The sequence below is a fragment of the Noviherbaspirillum sp. L7-7A genome (assembly GCF_019052805.1).
In the GTDB taxonomy this organism is placed as follows: Bacteria; Pseudomonadota; Gammaproteobacteria; order Burkholderiales; family Burkholderiaceae_D; genus Noviherbaspirillum_A.
This window is the reverse complement of the sequence record NZ_JAHQRJ010000001.1, coordinates 1,646,801-1,662,690: the sequence shown is the minus strand read 5'-3', so window position 1 is coordinate 1,662,690 and position 15,890 is coordinate 1,646,801. Positions and strand designations below refer to the sequence as shown.

General features: G+C 57.4%; 19 protein-coding genes. 17 read left to right on the top strand and 2 right to left on the bottom strand.

Features of this window, described 5'->3' with window-relative positions; translation table 11 throughout:
• Window positions 1-21: 21 nt before the first annotated feature.
• Both KTQ42_RS07530 and KTQ42_RS07525 read right to left on the bottom strand, forming a co-directional pair.
• Window positions 22-774 (bottom strand): SAM-dependent methyltransferase, encoded by a 753-nt coding sequence (locus KTQ42_RS07530; protein ID WP_217346859.1) that lies wholly within the window; start codon window positions 772-774, stop codon window positions 22-24.
• Window positions 775-787: 13 nt separating this feature from the next.
• On the bottom strand, window positions 788-1,402 hold the full coding sequence (locus KTQ42_RS07525; protein ID WP_217344944.1) for a Maf-like protein: 615 nt from the start codon (window positions 1,400-1,402) through the stop codon (window positions 788-790).
• Between the two features lie 104 nt (window positions 1,403-1,506).
• On the opposite strand from KTQ42_RS07525, the gene KTQ42_RS07520 reads away from it, so the two are divergent.
• The 17 genes from KTQ42_RS07520 to KTQ42_RS07440 all read left to right on the top strand — a co-directional run bounded on the left by KTQ42_RS07520 (window position 1,507) and on the right by KTQ42_RS07440 (window position 15,879).
• Window positions 1,507-2,001, top strand: a complete 495-nt coding sequence (locus tag KTQ42_RS07520) for a YceD family protein (protein ID WP_217344943.1) — start codon at window positions 1,507-1,509, stop codon at window positions 1,999-2,001.
• Window positions 2,002-2,134: 133 nt separating this feature from the next.
• On the top strand, window positions 2,135-2,317 hold the full coding sequence (gene rpmF, locus KTQ42_RS07515; RefSeq protein WP_194713757.1) for a 50S ribosomal protein L32: 183 nt from the start codon (window positions 2,135-2,137) through the stop codon (window positions 2,315-2,317).
• A 144-nt stretch (window positions 2,318-2,461) separates the two neighbouring features.
• Complete coding sequence (gene plsX, locus KTQ42_RS07510) at window positions 2,462-3,553, top strand: phosphate acyltransferase PlsX (RefSeq protein WP_217344942.1); 1,092 nt, start codon at window positions 2,462-2,464, stop codon at window positions 3,551-3,553.
• Complete coding sequence (locus KTQ42_RS07505; RefSeq protein ID WP_217344941.1) at window positions 3,550-4,536, top strand: beta-ketoacyl-ACP synthase III; 987 nt, start codon at window positions 3,550-3,552, stop codon at window positions 4,534-4,536. Before plsX ends, KTQ42_RS07505 begins: the two co-directional genes overlap by 4 nt.
• Window positions 4,537-4,560: 24 nt before the next feature.
• Entirely contained in the window at window positions 4,561-5,493 is a 933-nt protein-coding gene (fabD, locus tag KTQ42_RS07500) for an ACP S-malonyltransferase (RefSeq protein WP_217344940.1), read from the top strand.
• Complete coding sequence (fabG, locus tag KTQ42_RS07495) at window positions 5,490-6,248, top strand: 3-oxoacyl-ACP reductase FabG (RefSeq protein ID WP_217344939.1); 759 nt, start codon at window positions 5,490-5,492, stop codon at window positions 6,246-6,248. The genes fabD and fabG overlap by 4 nt, the downstream gene beginning before the upstream one ends.
• Before the next feature lie 149 nt (window positions 6,249-6,397).
• Complete coding sequence (gene acpP / locus KTQ42_RS07490; protein WP_194713752.1) at window positions 6,398-6,637, top strand: acyl carrier protein; 240 nt, start codon at window positions 6,398-6,400, stop codon at window positions 6,635-6,637.
• A 33-nt stretch (window positions 6,638-6,670) separates the two neighbouring features.
• The gene (fabF, locus tag KTQ42_RS07485) at window positions 6,671-7,918 is read left to right on the top strand and encodes a beta-ketoacyl-ACP synthase II (protein WP_217344938.1); all 1,248 of its coding nucleotides are present in this window, start codon (window positions 6,671-6,673) and stop codon (window positions 7,916-7,918) included.
• Between the two features lie 45 nt (window positions 7,919-7,963).
• Window positions 7,964-8,467 (top strand): hypothetical protein, encoded by a 504-nt coding sequence (locus KTQ42_RS07480; RefSeq protein ID WP_217344937.1) that lies wholly within the window; start codon window positions 7,964-7,966, stop codon window positions 8,465-8,467.
• Between the two features lie 84 nt (window positions 8,468-8,551).
• A complete protein-coding gene (rpoE, locus tag KTQ42_RS07475; protein WP_194713749.1) occupies window positions 8,552-9,154 on the top strand; it encodes an RNA polymerase sigma factor RpoE in 603 nt (200 codons plus the stop codon).
• 61 nt (window positions 9,155-9,215) lie between these two features.
• A complete protein-coding gene (locus KTQ42_RS07470; protein ID WP_217344936.1) occupies window positions 9,216-9,785 on the top strand; it encodes an RseA family anti-sigma factor in 570 nt (189 codons plus the stop codon).
• Between the two features lie 5 nt (window positions 9,786-9,790).
• Window positions 9,791-10,798, top strand: a complete 1,008-nt coding sequence (locus KTQ42_RS07465) for a MucB/RseB C-terminal domain-containing protein (protein WP_217344935.1) — start codon at window positions 9,791-9,793, stop codon at window positions 10,796-10,798.
• Between the two features lie 43 nt (window positions 10,799-10,841).
• The gene (locus KTQ42_RS07460) at window positions 10,842-12,302 is read left to right on the top strand and encodes a DegQ family serine endoprotease (RefSeq protein WP_249222888.1); all 1,461 of its coding nucleotides are present in this window, start codon (window positions 10,842-10,844) and stop codon (window positions 12,300-12,302) included.
• A 97-nt stretch (window positions 12,303-12,399) separates the two neighbouring features.
• On the top strand, window positions 12,400-12,651 hold the full coding sequence (locus KTQ42_RS07455; protein WP_283093261.1) for a glutaredoxin family protein: 252 nt from the start codon (window positions 12,400-12,402) through the stop codon (window positions 12,649-12,651).
• 132 nt (window positions 12,652-12,783) lie between these two features.
• Window positions 12,784-14,577 carry a translation elongation factor 4 gene (gene lepA, locus KTQ42_RS07450; RefSeq protein WP_217344932.1) on the top strand — a complete coding sequence of 598 codons (1,794 nt, stop codon included), beginning with the start codon at window positions 12,784-12,786 and terminating at the stop codon, window positions 14,575-14,577.
• Complete coding sequence (lepB, locus tag KTQ42_RS07445; RefSeq protein WP_217344931.1) at window positions 14,574-15,485, top strand: signal peptidase I; 912 nt, start codon at window positions 14,574-14,576, stop codon at window positions 15,483-15,485. The genes lepA and lepB overlap by 4 nt, the downstream gene beginning before the upstream one ends.
• Before the next feature lie 19 nt (window positions 15,486-15,504).
• Entirely contained in the window at window positions 15,505-15,879 is a 375-nt protein-coding gene (locus tag KTQ42_RS07440) for a DUF4845 domain-containing protein (protein ID WP_217344930.1), read from the top strand.
• Window positions 15,880-15,890 lie beyond the last annotated feature (11 nt).

Genomic DNA, 15,890 nt, shown 5'->3' with positions numbered 1-15,890 from the left:
CGGTGCCAGCCGGCATCCGGATCATTGCGCCAGCAGGGAAAATACGGTCGGCTTCTTATGGAAGTCGGGCAGCTTGCCGGCGTCCACATCCCGTTTCCAGCGCGCAGCCGGCTGCGTCCGGATGCTTTCCGTTGCCAGCGTGAGATCGGTGGCCACGGAAATCAGCGTGCCAGGTTGACATGTGGCTGCCAGGGCGTCCAGCAGCGCGGCATTACGGTAGGGCGTTTCGATGAACAACTGGGTCTGCCGCTCGCGTCGGGACCTGTCTTCCAGTTCGCGCAGCCGTCTCTGCCGTTGGGCCGCGTCGGTTGGCAAATAACCGTTGAAGGCAAAGCTCTGTCCGTTCAGGCCGCCGGCCATCACCGCCAGGAGCAGCGACGACGGCCCGACCAGCGGCCTGACCCGGATATTCTTTTCATGTGCAAGCCGCACCAGGTCGGCGCCCGGATCGGCTACCGCCGGAACGCCGGCTTCTGAAACCAGGCCCGCATCCTGGCCATCCAGCAGGGGTTGCAGCAAGCCGGGAAGCGCCGCTGCCGGGGTGTTGACATTAAGTTCACTGATCCGGATTTCCTGCATGGGCTTTGCAAGCGGATGAGCCTTCGCCACGGTCTTCAGGAAAGTCCGCGTGGTCTTCGCATTTTCAGCGATGAAGTATTCCAGCTTTGCCGTAATGGTTTGCACTTCCTCGGGAATCACATCGGAAAGCATGCAGCCGGATGCGGCATCCGCCGGGCCTAGCGTGTTGGGTAGCAAATAGAGAGTGCCGGTCATGGTGATGAGCAGTTCAGGCGTGAGCGGTGAAGAAGGCAACACCAGCGCGGCGCAACATGGACGTCAGCGCAATCAGCGGCAGACCGGTGAGGGCAGTCGGGTCGGTGCCGCGCACGCTTTCCAGCAAGGCAATGCCCAGTCCTTCATTGCGGGCACTGCCGGCGCAGTCATAGGGCTGCTCGATACGCAGGTAAGCATCCAGTTCAGCATCCGGCAGGTCGCGGAAAGCGACGAAGGTCTGCACATTTTCAATTTGAAGCGGTGTCCGGGCAGCGGCTCGGCCATCCAGCAGGCACAGCGCAGTATGAAATATCACTTCGCGGCCGCGCATCAGCTGCAATTGCGCCAAGGCGTTTGCATGCGTTCCCGGCTTGCCTATCTGAATGCCGTCCAGCGTGGCGACCTGGTCGCAGCCTATTACCAGGCATCCAGGCACCTGCCCAGCGATCGCCATGGCCTTGCGCTCGCATAGCCGCATTGCGGTCGCGTCCGGCGATTCGCCGGGTTGCGGCGTCTCATCGATATCCGGCGATATCACGTCAAACGGGATACGCAAGCGTTGCAGCAGTTCCTTGCGATAGGGAGAGCTGGATCCAAGTATCAGTTTGAAAGCGGAGTTTTCTGGCATGGCGCGTCGGGATGGCGGTAAATTCATCAAAAACCGTTCTAAGGCTTTGACGATTAAAGAAAAAGCCTGTTATTATCGCAGGTTTTCCGGTTATGCCTAAACCTATGGACGCTTTCGTCATCGACGCCTTTGATTTCTGTCGTCAAAAACTCGAGCGCGCCGGCGAGACGGCGCTTGCGGACATGCCCCGGCTGACAGCCGAATTGACCGATGCGCAGGGCAGCCTGCGCTGGGCGCTGCAGGGCGGCTCGGACGGCAAGGGGCATCCCAGGCTGACTCTGCAGGTTTCCGGTCCGGTGCATCTGCGCTGCCAGCGTTGCCTGAATCCTTTCGAGTTTGTGATCGATTCGTCCTCGGTGCTGATTCTCGCCCAGGACGAGGCCAGTGCCGACGCGCTCGAGGAGCAGCTTGATGACGACGGTATCGACGTCGTCGCCGGCTCCAGGACCATGGACATGGCGGCAATGATCGAGGACGAGGCTTTGCTGGCATTGCCCCTGTCGCCGAAGCATGATGTCTGCCCGGATCCGTCGGATTTCGCCGCTGCCAGCAGCAAGAAGGCGGAATCGCCGTTTGCAGTGCTGAAGAATTTGAAGTAGTGATTCGACCCTGGCTGAATGCAGGGTGTTTCAAATACTGCCGGCCTTGTGCCGGCAGGGATGTTCCCGGTTCCGGCAGTCGAATCATCAGTCGGATGTGTTAAAATTTCAGATCTTAGTTTTAGGAGTTATCATGGCTGTTCAACAAAATAAGAAGTCCCCGTCCAAGCGTGGCATGCATCGCGCGCATGATTTCCTGGTTGCGCCTCCGATCGCGGTAGAGCCGACCACCGGCGAAACCCATCGTCGTCACCACATCAGCCCGAACGGTTTCTACCGTGGCCGCAAAGTGCTGAAGACCAAGAACGACGAGTAATCACACCATTGTGCCAAGCTGAACGCGGCGTGACGAGTTATACGACTTGGCGCCGCTTTTTATATGCTCAAGCAACATTTTCTGTCATTTTGACTCATGCCGATTCTGGCCGATAATGCGGTTGGGCCAGGCACTGAAACAATAATGACAATCACACTTTCCATAGACTGCATGGGCGGCGACCACGGTCCGTCGGTCACTGTTCCCGCCGCAGTATCCTTCCTCGCCGCAGAGCCCGGCGCAGCGCTGATATTGGTTGGCAAGGCAGAGGTCATCGAGGCCGAGCTGCATAGGCAGAAGGCTGCCAACCATCCCCGTATCACGATCGTCAATGCCACCGAGGTGGTGACGATGGACGATACGCTGGAGGTGGCGATGCGCCGCAAGAAAGACTCCTCCATGCGGGTTGCCATCAGCCTCGTCAAGGAAGGTCATGCCCAGGCTTGCGTATCAGCCGGCAACACCGGCGCGCTGATGGCGGTGTCCCGTTACCTGCTCAAGACCCTGCCAGGCGTCGACAGGCCGGCGATCTGCACCATTCTTCCAAACCAGAAAGACGGCCCGACCTACATGCTGGATCTGGGCGCGAACGTCGACTGCGAGCCGCAGCATCTGCATCAGTTCGCCCTGATGGGCTCGGCGCTGGTATCGGCCATGGAAGGCAAGCCCAAGCCAACAGTCGGCCTGCTCAATATCGGCGAAGAGGATATCAAGGGCAATGACCTTGTGAAGCGGACTGCGCAACTGCTGCGCGAGGACCATGCCCGCGGCATCCTGAATTTCCACGGCAATGTGGAAGGCAATGACATTTTCGAAGGCACCACCGATATCGTCGTTTGCGACGGCTTCGTCGGCAACGTGGTCTTGAAGGCTTCGGAAGGCGTTGGACGTTTCGTCAAGAATGCGCTTACCGCCGAGTTCAAGCGCAATCCTCTGAACATGCTGGGTGCGCTGATCGCCGGCGGAGCCATCCGTGCTTTTTCACGCCGCATGAATCCGTCCCGCTACAATGGCGCCAGTCTGCTGGGCTTGCGCGGCCTGGTATTCAAGAGCCATGGCGGTGAAAATGCCTACGGCTATGAATTTGCAATCAAGCGCGCGTATGAGGCAGTGCACCACGATGTACTTGCCCGGATTTCAAAAGCCATCGCGGAGCTGATGCCTCAGGCCGGTCAGTCAGCACAGACCGAAGATGCCCAGCCTGCTCCGCGACTCACCGAAGATAAAACCGCATGACCCTTTATAGCAAAATCATCGGTACAGGTAGCTACCTGCCGCCACGCCGGGTAAGCAACCATGAACTGTCCGCGCAACTGGCGGAGCAGGGCATCGAAACCTCCGACGAGTGGATCGTATCGCGTAGCGGCATTTCAGCCCGTCATTATGCCGACGCCGACATGAAGTCCAGCGATCTCGCCGTCAAGGCAGCGCAGAATGCGCTCGAGATGGCCGGCTGCGGCGTCAATGAAGTCGACCTGATTCTGCTGGCGACCTCCACGCCGGATTATTTCGGTGGTTTTCCCAGCACCGCATGCGTGGTCCAGAACAAGCTTGGCATCTCCAACCACTGCGCCGCGGTGGATATTCAGGCGGTATGCAGCGGCTTCGTGTATGCATTGTCGATGGCCGACAGCTTCATCCGCACGGGCATGCACAGGAAAGTGCTGGTGATCGGTGCCGAAGTGTTTTCCCGCATCCTGGACTTCAAGGACCGCACCACCTGCGTGCTGTTCGGCGACGGTGCCGGCGCAGTGCTGATGTCCGCTTCCAGCGAACCCGGCATGCTGGCCACCCGCCTGCACGCCGACGGCAGCCAGGCCGGCATTCTGTGCGTTCCTGGCAGCGTCAATGCCGGCGCGATTGCCGGCAGCGCCTTCCTGCACATGGATGGCCAGGCGGTGTTCAAGCTGGCGGTGTCGGTGCTGGAGAAGGTGGCGCACGAAGCGCTGGACGCTGCCGGCGTATCGGCTTCCGAAGTCGACTGGCTCATCCCGCATCAGGCAAACATTCGCATCATGCAGGGCACCGCCAAGAAATTGGGCCTGCCCATGGAAAAAATGGTGGTGACCGTCGACCAGCACGGCAACACCTCGGCCGCATCGATTCCGCTGGCGCTCGACCAGGCTATGCGCGATGGCCGCATCAAGCCAGGCCAGACCGTGCTGATGGAAGGCGTGGGCGGCGGCTTTACCTGGGGTGCGGCTCTGGTCCGCATGTGACAGACAAGAAGACAAGAAGACACGATGAAATTCGCATTCGTATTTCCCGGGCAGGGATCCCAAGCCATCGGCATGCTCAATGGTTTCGGCGACAACCCGGTGGTCAGGGACACCCTGTCCGAGGCATCCGAGGCAATCAAGGTTGACCTTGCCAGGCTGATCGCCGAAGGCCCGAAGGAAGAACTCGACCTCACCACGAATACGCAGCCGGTCATGCTGGCTGCCGCGGTTGCCACCTGGCGTGCCTGGGTGGCAGCCGGCGGCGCCATGCCGGCACTGGTTGCCGGGCATAGCCTGGGCGAATATTCTGCGCTGGTAGCGGCAGGCGTGATCCGGTTCGCCGATGCCGTGCCCCTGGTGCGTTTCCGTGCGCAAGCCATGCAGGAAGCCGTGCCGGTGGGGCAGGGCGGCATGGCCGCCATTCTTGGCCTGTCGGACGAGGACGTTCGCGCCGCCTGCGCCGATGCCGCCCAGGGCGAGGTTGTCGAGCCGGTCAACTTCAATGCGCCGGCGCAGGTGGTGATCGCCGGTCACAAGGCTGCCGTAGAACGTGCCTGTGAAGCTGCCAAGTCGCGTGGCGCCAAGCGCGCCTTGTTGTTGCCGGTGTCGGCCCCGTTCCACTCGTCGCTGCTGCAGCCTGCTTCCACCAGGCTTCGCGACTACATGGCCGGCTTGAGCTTCGCTGCTCCAGCGCTGCCGCTGATCAACAACGTCGATGTCGCCGTTCTCAACGATCCGGCGTCCATCAAGGACGCGCTGGTGCGTCAGGCTGCCAGCCCGGTGCGCTGGGTTGAAACCGTGCAGAAGTTCGCGGCGGAAGGCGTCACCCACGTGGTCGAATGTGGCCCGGGCAAAGTGCTGGCTGGCCTCACAAAGCGGATCAATGGCGACCTGACCGGTGATGCAATCGTCGATCAGGCGTCCCTCGAAAGAATACTGGAGCTCGTTAAGCAATGACCAATCCTGCAAATCTGGAAGGCCAAATCGCGCTGGTGACCGGCGCATCGCGCGGCATCGGGCGCGCCATTGCGCTTGAGCTTGCAAGGCAGGGAGCGAAAGTGATTGGTACCGCGACCTCGGAGGCTGGCAGTGCCGCCATTTCCCAGTACATGAACGAACCCGGCGAAGGCCGTGGTCGCGGCATGGTGCTGGATGTCAACGACGCAGAGCGCTGCAATGCGCTCGTCGCCGAGATACAGAAGGAATACGGCGGCCTGTCGATTCTGGTCAATAACGCCGGCATCACGCAGGACCAGCTGGCCATGCGGATGAAGGACGAGGAGTGGGATGCCGTGATCGCAACCAATCTTACCTCGGTCGCCAGGCTGTCGAGGGCTGTGCTGCGCGGCATGATGAAAGCCAAGCAGGGCCGCATCATCAACATCACTTCGGTCGTCGGATCGGCGGGCAATCCAGGCCAGATGAACTATGCGGCGGCAAAGGCCGGCGTGGCTGGCATGAGTCGCGCCCTTGCACGGGAAATCGGCAGCCGCAACATTACCGTTAACTGCGTTGCCCCCGGTTTCATCGACACCGACATGACACGTGCGCTGGATGAGCAGCAGGTTTCCTCGCTGCTTCAGCAAATCCCATTGGCCCGGCTCGGTCAGCCGGCAGACATCGCAGCCGCGGTGGCGTTTCTGGCGTCGCCGCAAGCCGGCTACATCACTGGCACCACATTGCATGTCAACGGCGGCATGTACATGAACTGACCTTGATTCGGGCTGCCTGGCGCGCATTGGCAGGCCGTTTTGCATGCAGCAGCCGGTATGGCCGAATCGCAGTCCGAAAATCAATTTTTCGCGCGCAAACCTGATAAAATGCGCGCACTTTCTGCAACCCCACCCTTTGGAGGCACAACATGTCCGATATCGAAACACGCGTCAAGAAGATCGTCGCTGAACAACTTGGCGTAGCCGAGGCAGACATCAAGACCGAATCTTCTTTCGTTGACGACCTTGGCGCTGATTCGCTCGATACCGTTGAGCTGGTCATGGCTCTGGAAGACGAATTCGAAATGGAAATTCCTGACGAACAAGCCGAGAAAATCACCACGGTTCAGCAAGCGATCGACTACGCCAAGGCGAACGTCAAGGCCTGATCGAACCAGTTTGAAAGACTCCAGGAGATACGTTTGAGCCGCTCACAACAGCGCCGCGTTGTTATTACTGGTCTGGGATGCATTTCGCCCGTCGGCAATTCGATTGACGATGCGTGGAGCGCCCTGACTGCCGGCACTTCAGGCATCGCAACCATCACGCGCTTCGATGCATCATCCTTCAGCACACGCTTTGCCGGCGAGGTAAAGGGATTCAAGGTCGACGACTACATTCCTGCCAAGGAAGCACGTCACATGGATACCTTCATCCACTACGGCATGGCTGCTGGCATGCAGGCCATGCAGGACAGCGGCCTTGAAGTGACCGAAGCGAATGCGGACCGCATCGGAGTCATAGTCGGCTCCGGCATAGGCGGCTTGCCGATGATCGAGGAAACCCACGCTGAACTCACCAGCCGCGGGCCACGTCGCATCAGCCCGTTCTTTGTGCCAGCGTCGATCATCAACATGATTTCCGGCCATCTGTCCATCAGGTATGGATTGAAAGGCCCGAATCTGGCGATCGTTACAGCCTGTACAACAGGCTTGCACTGCATCGGTGCCGCGGGCCGGCTTATCGAGTACGGCGATGCGGACGTGATGATTGCAGGCGGCGCCGAATCAACGATTTCCCCGTTAGGCTTGGGCGGCTTTGCTTCTGCCAGGGCCTTGTCGGCCCGGAACGACGACCCATTGACTGCATCCCGTCCCTGGGACAAGGACCGCGATGGTTTCGTGCTGGGCGAAGGCGCAGGCGTGATGGTGCTCGAAGAGTATGAACACGCCAAAGCCCGCGGCGCACGCATCTATGCCGAATTGCTCGGTTTTGGCATGAGCGCCGATGCGCATCATATGACTGCTCCGCTGGAAGATGGCGATGGTGCGCGTCGTTGCATGCTGGCCGCGATGAAAAACGCCGGCGTCAATGCGGATCAGGTCAACTATGTGAATGCACACGGCACATCGACGCCACTCGGAGACGTCGCTGAAACAATCGCGATCAAGCGTGCACTGGGCGATCATGCCAAGAATGTCGTAGTCAACTCGACCAAGTCGATGACTGGTCATTTGCTGGGTGGCGCGGGTGGGCTCGAATCCGTCTTTACAGTGCTCGCCGTGCACAAGCAGCTTTCGCCACCGACGATCAATATCTTTAATCAGGATCCCGCATGTGATCTTGACTACTGTGCCAACGTTGCGCGCAACATGCCGATCAATGTTGCAGTGAAAAATTCGTTTGGTTTTGGCGGCACCAACGGAACGCTTGTCTTCGGCAAACTCTGAAATTCGGAACCGCCGTTACCCTACCAGGCGGTTCTACCAACAACCATGACCATTGCAGTCTCGGTCATGGTTCTTCCTTCCCGCCTGCTTAACATCGCAGTGCGCGTCATGGCCTTACTGGCTGCTGTGGCAACGGTCCTCGTTCTTTTTGCTAACACAAATTTAAGCGGAATTTTTCGCTTTCAAATTACGCTGTTAGCCTCCATCTTGGTGGCAAGCGCGATATTTACGCTCCGGCGCCCCGGAAAAACGTTCCATATTGATATTTCCGGCATCGGGCAAATCCGGTTGACGCAATATAGCGGGGTGTCCATACCATATAAAAATACAGGCATGCCCTTAGACGGTTCATCCGGCAAACTGGTTCACTTGTGCCCGGATTCTATTCTCTGGCCGCATCTGATGTTGTTACGCCTCAAGACTGATCAGGGCGGGATCCTTTCCATTCCGGTTTCAAATGACAGTCTGGATGTTTCTGATTTTGCGCAGTTACTGGTTGCTTGCAAATGGATTGCCGCACAGCCAGCGCCTCGTAGAATAAATGATTAACCCGGGTAGAAAATTGAACTTGTTTAATTTCATTGAGTCAACATATCGCCGCGTACATGTTGCACAACATCAAGGATTTGCGGATTGACAACAGAACGCGACATTGATCAACTGCTAGTTGAGCGCGTGCAGCGCGGTGACAAAAGAGCGTTCGAGCTATTGGTCTCCAAATATCAACGCAAGCTCATGCGGCTGGTGTCGAGGCTGGTGCGCGACCAGGCAGAGGCAGAGGATGTTGTTCAGGAAGCTTTTATTAAAGCCTACCGCGCATTACCACAGTTCCGTGGCGATTCCGCGTTTTATACTTGGTTGTATCGAATTGGAATCAATACCGCGAAGAATTATCTTGTTACCCAAGGCAGACGTGCTCCAACGTCAACAGAGGCCGATGCAGAAGAAGCCGAAACTTTTGACGATGGAGAGCACCTAAGAGACATTAATACTCCTGAGTCAATGCTGGCAACCAAGCAAATCGCCGAAACGGTGAACGTTGCAATGGATGCCTTGCCTGAGGAATTGCGAATGGCGATTACGTTGCGCGAGATTGAGGGATTGAGCTACGACGAAATTGCTGAAGCGATGGGATGCCCAATCGGGACCGTAAGAAGTCGGATTTTTCGCGCCAGGGAAGCAATTGCCGAAAAGCTGCGACCCCTGCTTGGTACCGCACTGGATAAACGCTGGTAAGAAAAAACAAAACGATTAGTGGTTTACAAGGGATTGGTTGTCAGTTTTGGCGAGGTTAATTATGGATACGAAAAGCTTGGGGCAGGAACGGATTTCGGTTTTCGCAGATGGCGAAACCAGCGACGAACAAGTAGAGATCGCGCTGGCTGACCTGCGTCAGGATGATGCGAAAGAAACCTGGGAGTTGTATCACAGGATAGGTGACATTCTGCGCTCGGATGAAATGAACGTGCCGATTAGCGCGGCGTTTTCTGCACGGATGGCGGCGAGCCTTGCCGCCGAGCCTGCACTGGTGGCTCCCAGGCGCACCAGCAAATCTGCAAGAACAGGAGCTCGCCGTTTCGCCCTTCCCGGCGTCCTTGCGGCAGCCGCGGCCGCAGTGGCATTCGTGGGCACGCCACAACTCATCGTCGCCCTTCAGGGGCAGCCTGCCGCGGCGCCTGCATTGGCCGTTGTAGCGGACGGTGGTGTGGAACGGACTGCATTGACAGCGGGCGCGCGTTCCGGACAGGTACTGCGCGAGCAGGGAATCGACGAATATCTGATGGCGCACCAGCGGTTTTCTCCCTCTGTGTACAGCTCTGCTCAATATGCGCGTTCGGCTACGTTCGCAAACGAATCTGGTAAATAATCTTTATGCGGCGAACACTGGCCCTGTTTAAATTTGTTCTAGCTGTCTCCAGTTTTATCGCCTTCAGTTCGCACGCAGAGCCTGCGCCAACGGGTGAATCCCGCGACGCGCAGGCTTTGTTGCGCACCATACAGTCGGCAGCACAAAAACTGAATTACTCCGGCACCTTTGTTTACCAGCAAGGAAGCCAGGTCCGTACTTCCCGTATCACGCATCTGGTAGAGGGAAAAAACGAGATCGAGAAACTCGAAGTCTTGGATGGCCAGCCCCGGGAGTACATACGCAGCAATGATGAAATTATTTGCTACGTTCCGGATGCGAAAACCTTGCTTGTCGAGAAACGTGTTGCACAGGACGTATTTCCAGCCCTGCTCGCGGCCAATGCCGATACGCTGGCTGAACATTACACGATACGCAAGGGCGACTCCGGCCGGGTGGCTGGATTTGATTCCCAATCCGTCATTCTCGAGCCCAAGGATGATCTCCGTTACGGTTACAAATTGTGGGCCGAGAAATCCACTGGACTTCTCTTGCGGGCGCAAACAATTAACGAAGCTGGCGCAGTCGTAGAGCAGATATCGTTTACGCAACTGGCAATCGGCAATGTGGATCGGAACCGGGTAAAGCCGAGCTTTACCAATACCCGTGGATGGCGAGTGGAAAATGCAGTCATGAGCCAGGTAGACCTGTCCAGCTGGACTGTGAAGCGGCTGCCGCCTGGCTTTCTGAGGACGCGAGAACTCAAGCGCATGGTGTCAGACATTCCGGTGCAGCCGGGAATGCCACCCAGCCAACGCGAGGTTTCGCAGATCGTGTTCTCAGACGGACTCGCTGCCATCTCGGTATTCATCGAGCCCGGAACGCAAAGCCGTACCGAAGGATCTCTTCAGCAAGGGGCCATGAATATTCTTGGCAAGCGGCAAGGCGAATTTTGGCTTACCATTGTTGGCGAAGTGCCATCGAACGCGATCCGGCAGGTAGCAAATTCCATTGAATATAAACCGAGCAAGTAGCCAAATGAAATCAGCGTATCCCGTAAAGCGCCTCTTATCCATAATGATATTAGGCGCTGTGGGCGCTTTCAGCGCGCCCGTGTCTCCCGTTTTTGCTCAACCCGCTGTCGCAACCCCTTCGGCGGCCTTGCCCGACTTTACCGATCTGGTCGATAAAGTCGGGCCGGCTGTGGTCAATATCCGAACTACGGAACGGAGCAAGATGGGAGCCCAGGGCAGTGGCGGCTTCCCGCCGGGCATGGACGATCCTGAAATGCAGGAATTCTTCCGCCGCTTTTTCGGTGTTCCCGTCCCACGGCAGCAGCCCGAGACACCACGCGGACGCCGTCAGACGCCTCAGCAGCAACAGGAGGAGGAAGTGCCACGCGGCGTCGGTTCCGGCTTCATCATCTCGCCGGATGGCTATGTCCTGACCAACGCCCATGTGGTGGAGGGCGCCGATGAAGTTTATGTGACGCTGACTGACAAGCGCGAGTACAAGGCGAAGATTATCGGGTCGGACAAGCGTACCGACGTCGCACTGGTCAAGATCGAAGGCAGCAACCTGCCCAGATTGAACTTCGGCGATTCCAACAAGGTTCGGGTCGGTGAGTGGGTCATCGCCATCGGTTCGCCGTTTGGTCTGGACAATACGGTTACCGCCGGCATCATCTCTGCCAAGGCCAGGGACACCGGTGATTATCTGCCCCTGATTCAGACTGACGTTGCAGTCAACCCAGGTAACTCGGGCGGCCCGCTGATTAACATGCGGGGGGAAGTCATTGGCATCAACTCGCAGATTTACAGCCGCTCGGGCGGTTACATGGGCATTTCATTCGCGGTGCCGATTGACGAAGCCATCCGCGTTTCCGAGCAGCTCAAGACTACGGGACGGGTGACACGCGGTCGCATAGGCGTGCAGATTGGCGAAGTCACCAAGGATGTAGCCGATTCGCTGGGTTTGCCCAAGGCGAATGGCGCGCTGGTGCAGCGGGTTGAGCAGGGCGGGCCAGCGGAGAAGGGCGGCATCGAGCCAGGCGATATCATCGTCAAGTTCAATGGCATGCCCATCGAAAAATCCAGCGATCTCCCGCGCATGGTTGGCAACACCAAGCCTGGTGCGCGTTCGACCGTAACCGTCTGGCGCAAGGGTGCTGCGCGTGACCTGGCGATCAATATCGGTGAGATGGAGCCGGATAACAAGGTCGCCAAGGAGGAAGCAAGAAAGCCCAAGCCCGAGCAGGCGGTCAATACGCTGGGGCTGGCAGTGACGGATCTCAGCGAAACCCAGAAGCGGGAACTGAAGATCGATGGCGGTGCGGTAATCGAGAATGCTGAAGGTGCGGCAGCGCGTGCGGGCTTGCGTCCCGGCGATATCGTCCTGCGAATCAACAACACCGACGTCAAGGATGGAAAGCAGTTCAATGCACTGGTTTCCAAGCTTGAGCCCAAGAAAACCGTGCTCCTGCTGGTCCGACGCGGCGAAGCGTCCCAGTTCGTGACCATCAAGCCAAACGGGCAGTAGGCTTCAACGCAGCAGGCCGCACGCCGTATGCGGCTTGCTGCGTTTTTGCAAACCTATATCCCCTTCTGCCATCTCCAAGTTTCAACGACGCCCGCACTTGCACAATCTCGTTCTCTATTCACGGTCCTATTGCCACCTGTGCGATGACATGCTTGCGGCGCTGCATGCCCATCCGCAGGCGCGTCAATTCCGTATAAAAGTGCTTGATGTCGATGCCAATGAGGATCTGGTGCGTCAGTACGACGAACTGGTGCCAGTATTGGTTGGTGTGAAGCCGGACGGTTCCAAGGTCAGGATCTGCCATTATTTCCTCGTTCAGGAAGCGCTGAACGTTTTCCTTTCTCTCTGAGCGCCAAGTTTCCGCATCGGCACTGTGTGAAATCCGGTAAAATGCGGCGCTGAATCACCATACTGTAGCAAGGCGCTCGCCTGGGGAGAGCTTCCCCCTCAGAGCGCCTTTTTTGTAATTGGCATCTTGTTAATGAACAACATACGCAATTTCTCGATCATCGCGCATATCGACCATGGAAAATCCACGCTGGCCGACCGGATCATTCAGCTCTGTGGCGGCTTGTCGGACCGCGAAATGGAAGCGCAAGTCCTGGATTCCATGGATCTCGAGCGCGAGCGCGGCATCACCATCAAGGCGCAGACCGCCGCGCTGTCCTACAAGGCACGCGATGGCCAGATCTACAACCTGAATCTGATCGATACCCCAGGCCACGTTGACTTCAGCTATGAAGTCAGCCGCTCCCTGTCTGCCTGCGAAGGCGCGCTGCTGGTTGTGGACGCATCGCAGGGCGTGGAAGCGCAGACGGTGGCAAATTGCTATACAGCCCTGGACCTCGGCGTGGAAGTTGTGCCGGTTCTGAACAAGATCGATCTGCCTTCCGCCGATCCGGATAACGCCAAGAGCGAAATCGAGGAAGTGATCGGGATTGATGCAAGTGACGCCGTGCAGTGCTCTGCCAAGAGCGGCCTGGGCGTCGAGGATGTGCTGGAATCCCTGATTACCAAAGTGCCGCCACCCAAGGGCGACCCGGATGCGCCGCTTCAGGCGCTGGTCGTCGACTCCTGGTTCGACAACTATGTCGGCGTGGTGATGCTGGTCAGGGTGATGAATGGCACCTTGCGTCCCAAGGACAAGATCCTGCTGATGGCAACTGGCTCGCAGCATCTGGTGGAAAGCGTTGGCGTCTTTACGCCCAAATCGGTTGCGCGGGAAACGCTGTCGGCTGGTCAGGTGGGCTTTATCATCGCCGGTATCAAGGAATTGAAAGCGGCGAAGGTTGGCGACACCGTGACCCTGGCGGCCAAGCCAGCGCCGGCCCCATTGCCCGGTTTCAAGGAAGTTCAGCCGCAGGTGTTTGCCGGCCTGTTCCCCGTGGAGGCAAATCAGTACGATGCGTTACGCGACTCGCTCGAAAAGCTCAAGCTCAACGATGCCGCGCTGATGTATGAACCTGAAGTGTCACAGGCATTGGGCTTCGGTTTCCGCTGCGGCTTCCTCGGACTGCTGCATATGGAGATCGTGCAGGAGCGTCTCGAACGCGAATTCGGCATGGACCTGATCACCACGGCGCCCACCGTTGTCTATGAAGTCATCCTGCGCGATGGCTCCACGCTGATGGTCGATAATCCGTCCAAGATGCCGGAGCCGTCCAAGATCGAGGAAATCCGCGAGCCTATCGTGACCGTCAATCTGTACATGCCGCAGGAGTATGTCGGTTCGGTCATTACGCTGTGCACGCAGAAGCGCGGCGTGCAAACCAATATGAGCTACCACGGCAAGCAGGTGCAGCTGACCTATGAAATGCCGATGGCCGAAATCGTGCTGGACTTCTTCGATCGCTTGAAATCGACCTCCCGTGGCTATGCCTCGATGGATTACGAATTCAAGGAATACCGTGCGTCGGACGTGGTGAAAGTCGACATGCTGATCAACAGCGAAAAGGTGGATGCGCTGGCGATCATCGTTCACCGTGCCAACAGCCAGTATCGTGGTCGCGCTGTAGCCGCAAAAATGCGCGAGTTAATCCCGCGCCAGATGTTTGACGTGGCAATTCAGGCGGCAATCGGATCCAATATTATTTCCCGCGAGAACGTCAAGGCTCTGCGCAAGAACGTTCTGGCCAAGTGCTACGGCGGCGATATCAGCCGTAAGCGCAAGCTGCTTGAAAAGCAGAAGGCTGGCAAGAAACGCATGAAGCAAGTAGGGTCGGTTGAAATTCCGCAAGAAGCTTTCCTGGCAATTTTACAAGTGGACGAGAAATGACATTGCAAGCATTGTTGGGAAACTTTGCGCTGATTTTGTTTGTTCTGACGGTGGCTACCGGCATCGTCTGGTTTCTGGATGCGTTCTATCTGGCCAAGCAGCGCCGGGCCCGTGCTGACGCCGCCTTGGCAGAGTTCGATGCCCGTAATGCGCGGCTTGCCGCAGACGGCATGCCGCAGGAAACCCACGGACGTAGCGCCATTGCTGATCGTTTGCTGAAGCAACCAACCTGGGTAGAGTATTCCGGCAGCTTCTTTCCGGTCATCGCCTTGGTTTTTATCCTGCGCTCCTTTCTGTTCGAACCGTTCAAAATTCCTTCGAGCTCGATGGTCCCCACGCTGCAGATCGGCGACCTGATACTGGTGAACAAATTTACCTACGGTATTCGCCTTCCGGTTGTGAACAAGAAAATTATTGACATCAACACCCCACAGCGCGGCGACGTGATGGTTTTCAAATATCCCAAAGACATTTCGCTTGATTACATCAAGCGTGTGGTCGGGATCCCGGGCGACAAAGTCGAGTATCGGAACAAGAAGCTCAGTATCAATGGTAAAGACGTTTCCTACAAGCAGCTTCCAGACTATCTGGATGAAGAGCACCTGACCTATTCAAAACAGTTCGAGGAAAACCTGACTGGGGTAGCACACCGCATTCTCAATGACGACAGGGCACCCGCTTATGTACCCAATCCGGATGCTTTTCCGCGTAAGGAACTGTGCAGCTACAATTCGGAAGGTTTCGTATGCACAGTGCCTGCTGGACATTATTTCATGATGGGCGATAATCGAGACAATAGTCTGGATAGTCGCTATTGGGGATTCGTACCGGACGAGTACATTGTCGGAAAGGCATTCTTCGTCTGGATGAACCTCGGTAATCTGAAGCGGATAGGTAGTTTTCACTAGGCATGGCGGGAGCGAATCGATGAAAGTGTGGTCAAAGAAAAACCAGTCGGGCATCTCGTTGACCGGGCTGATCTTCTTGCTCGCAGTGCTCGGGTTTATCGGTGTTCTGGCTCTGCGGATCGTGCCATCGGTGACGGAATACATGGCGGTCAAGAAGGCGATTGCGGCAGCCAGGGTCGCTGGAACGACGCCTCAGGAAATACGGTCGGCATTCGATCGTCATGCCGAGATCGCTTATATCCGTTCCATCAGCGGCAAGGACCTGGACATCAGCAAGGAAAACGACGTCAGTTTCTCTTATCAGAAAGTGATACATCTGGCCGGTCCGGCGAGCCTGGTGCTGGACTATGAAGGAAGCACTTCATCAAATCCAGCGTCCAGGAAGGCCGAGTAGCGGGCACCTCA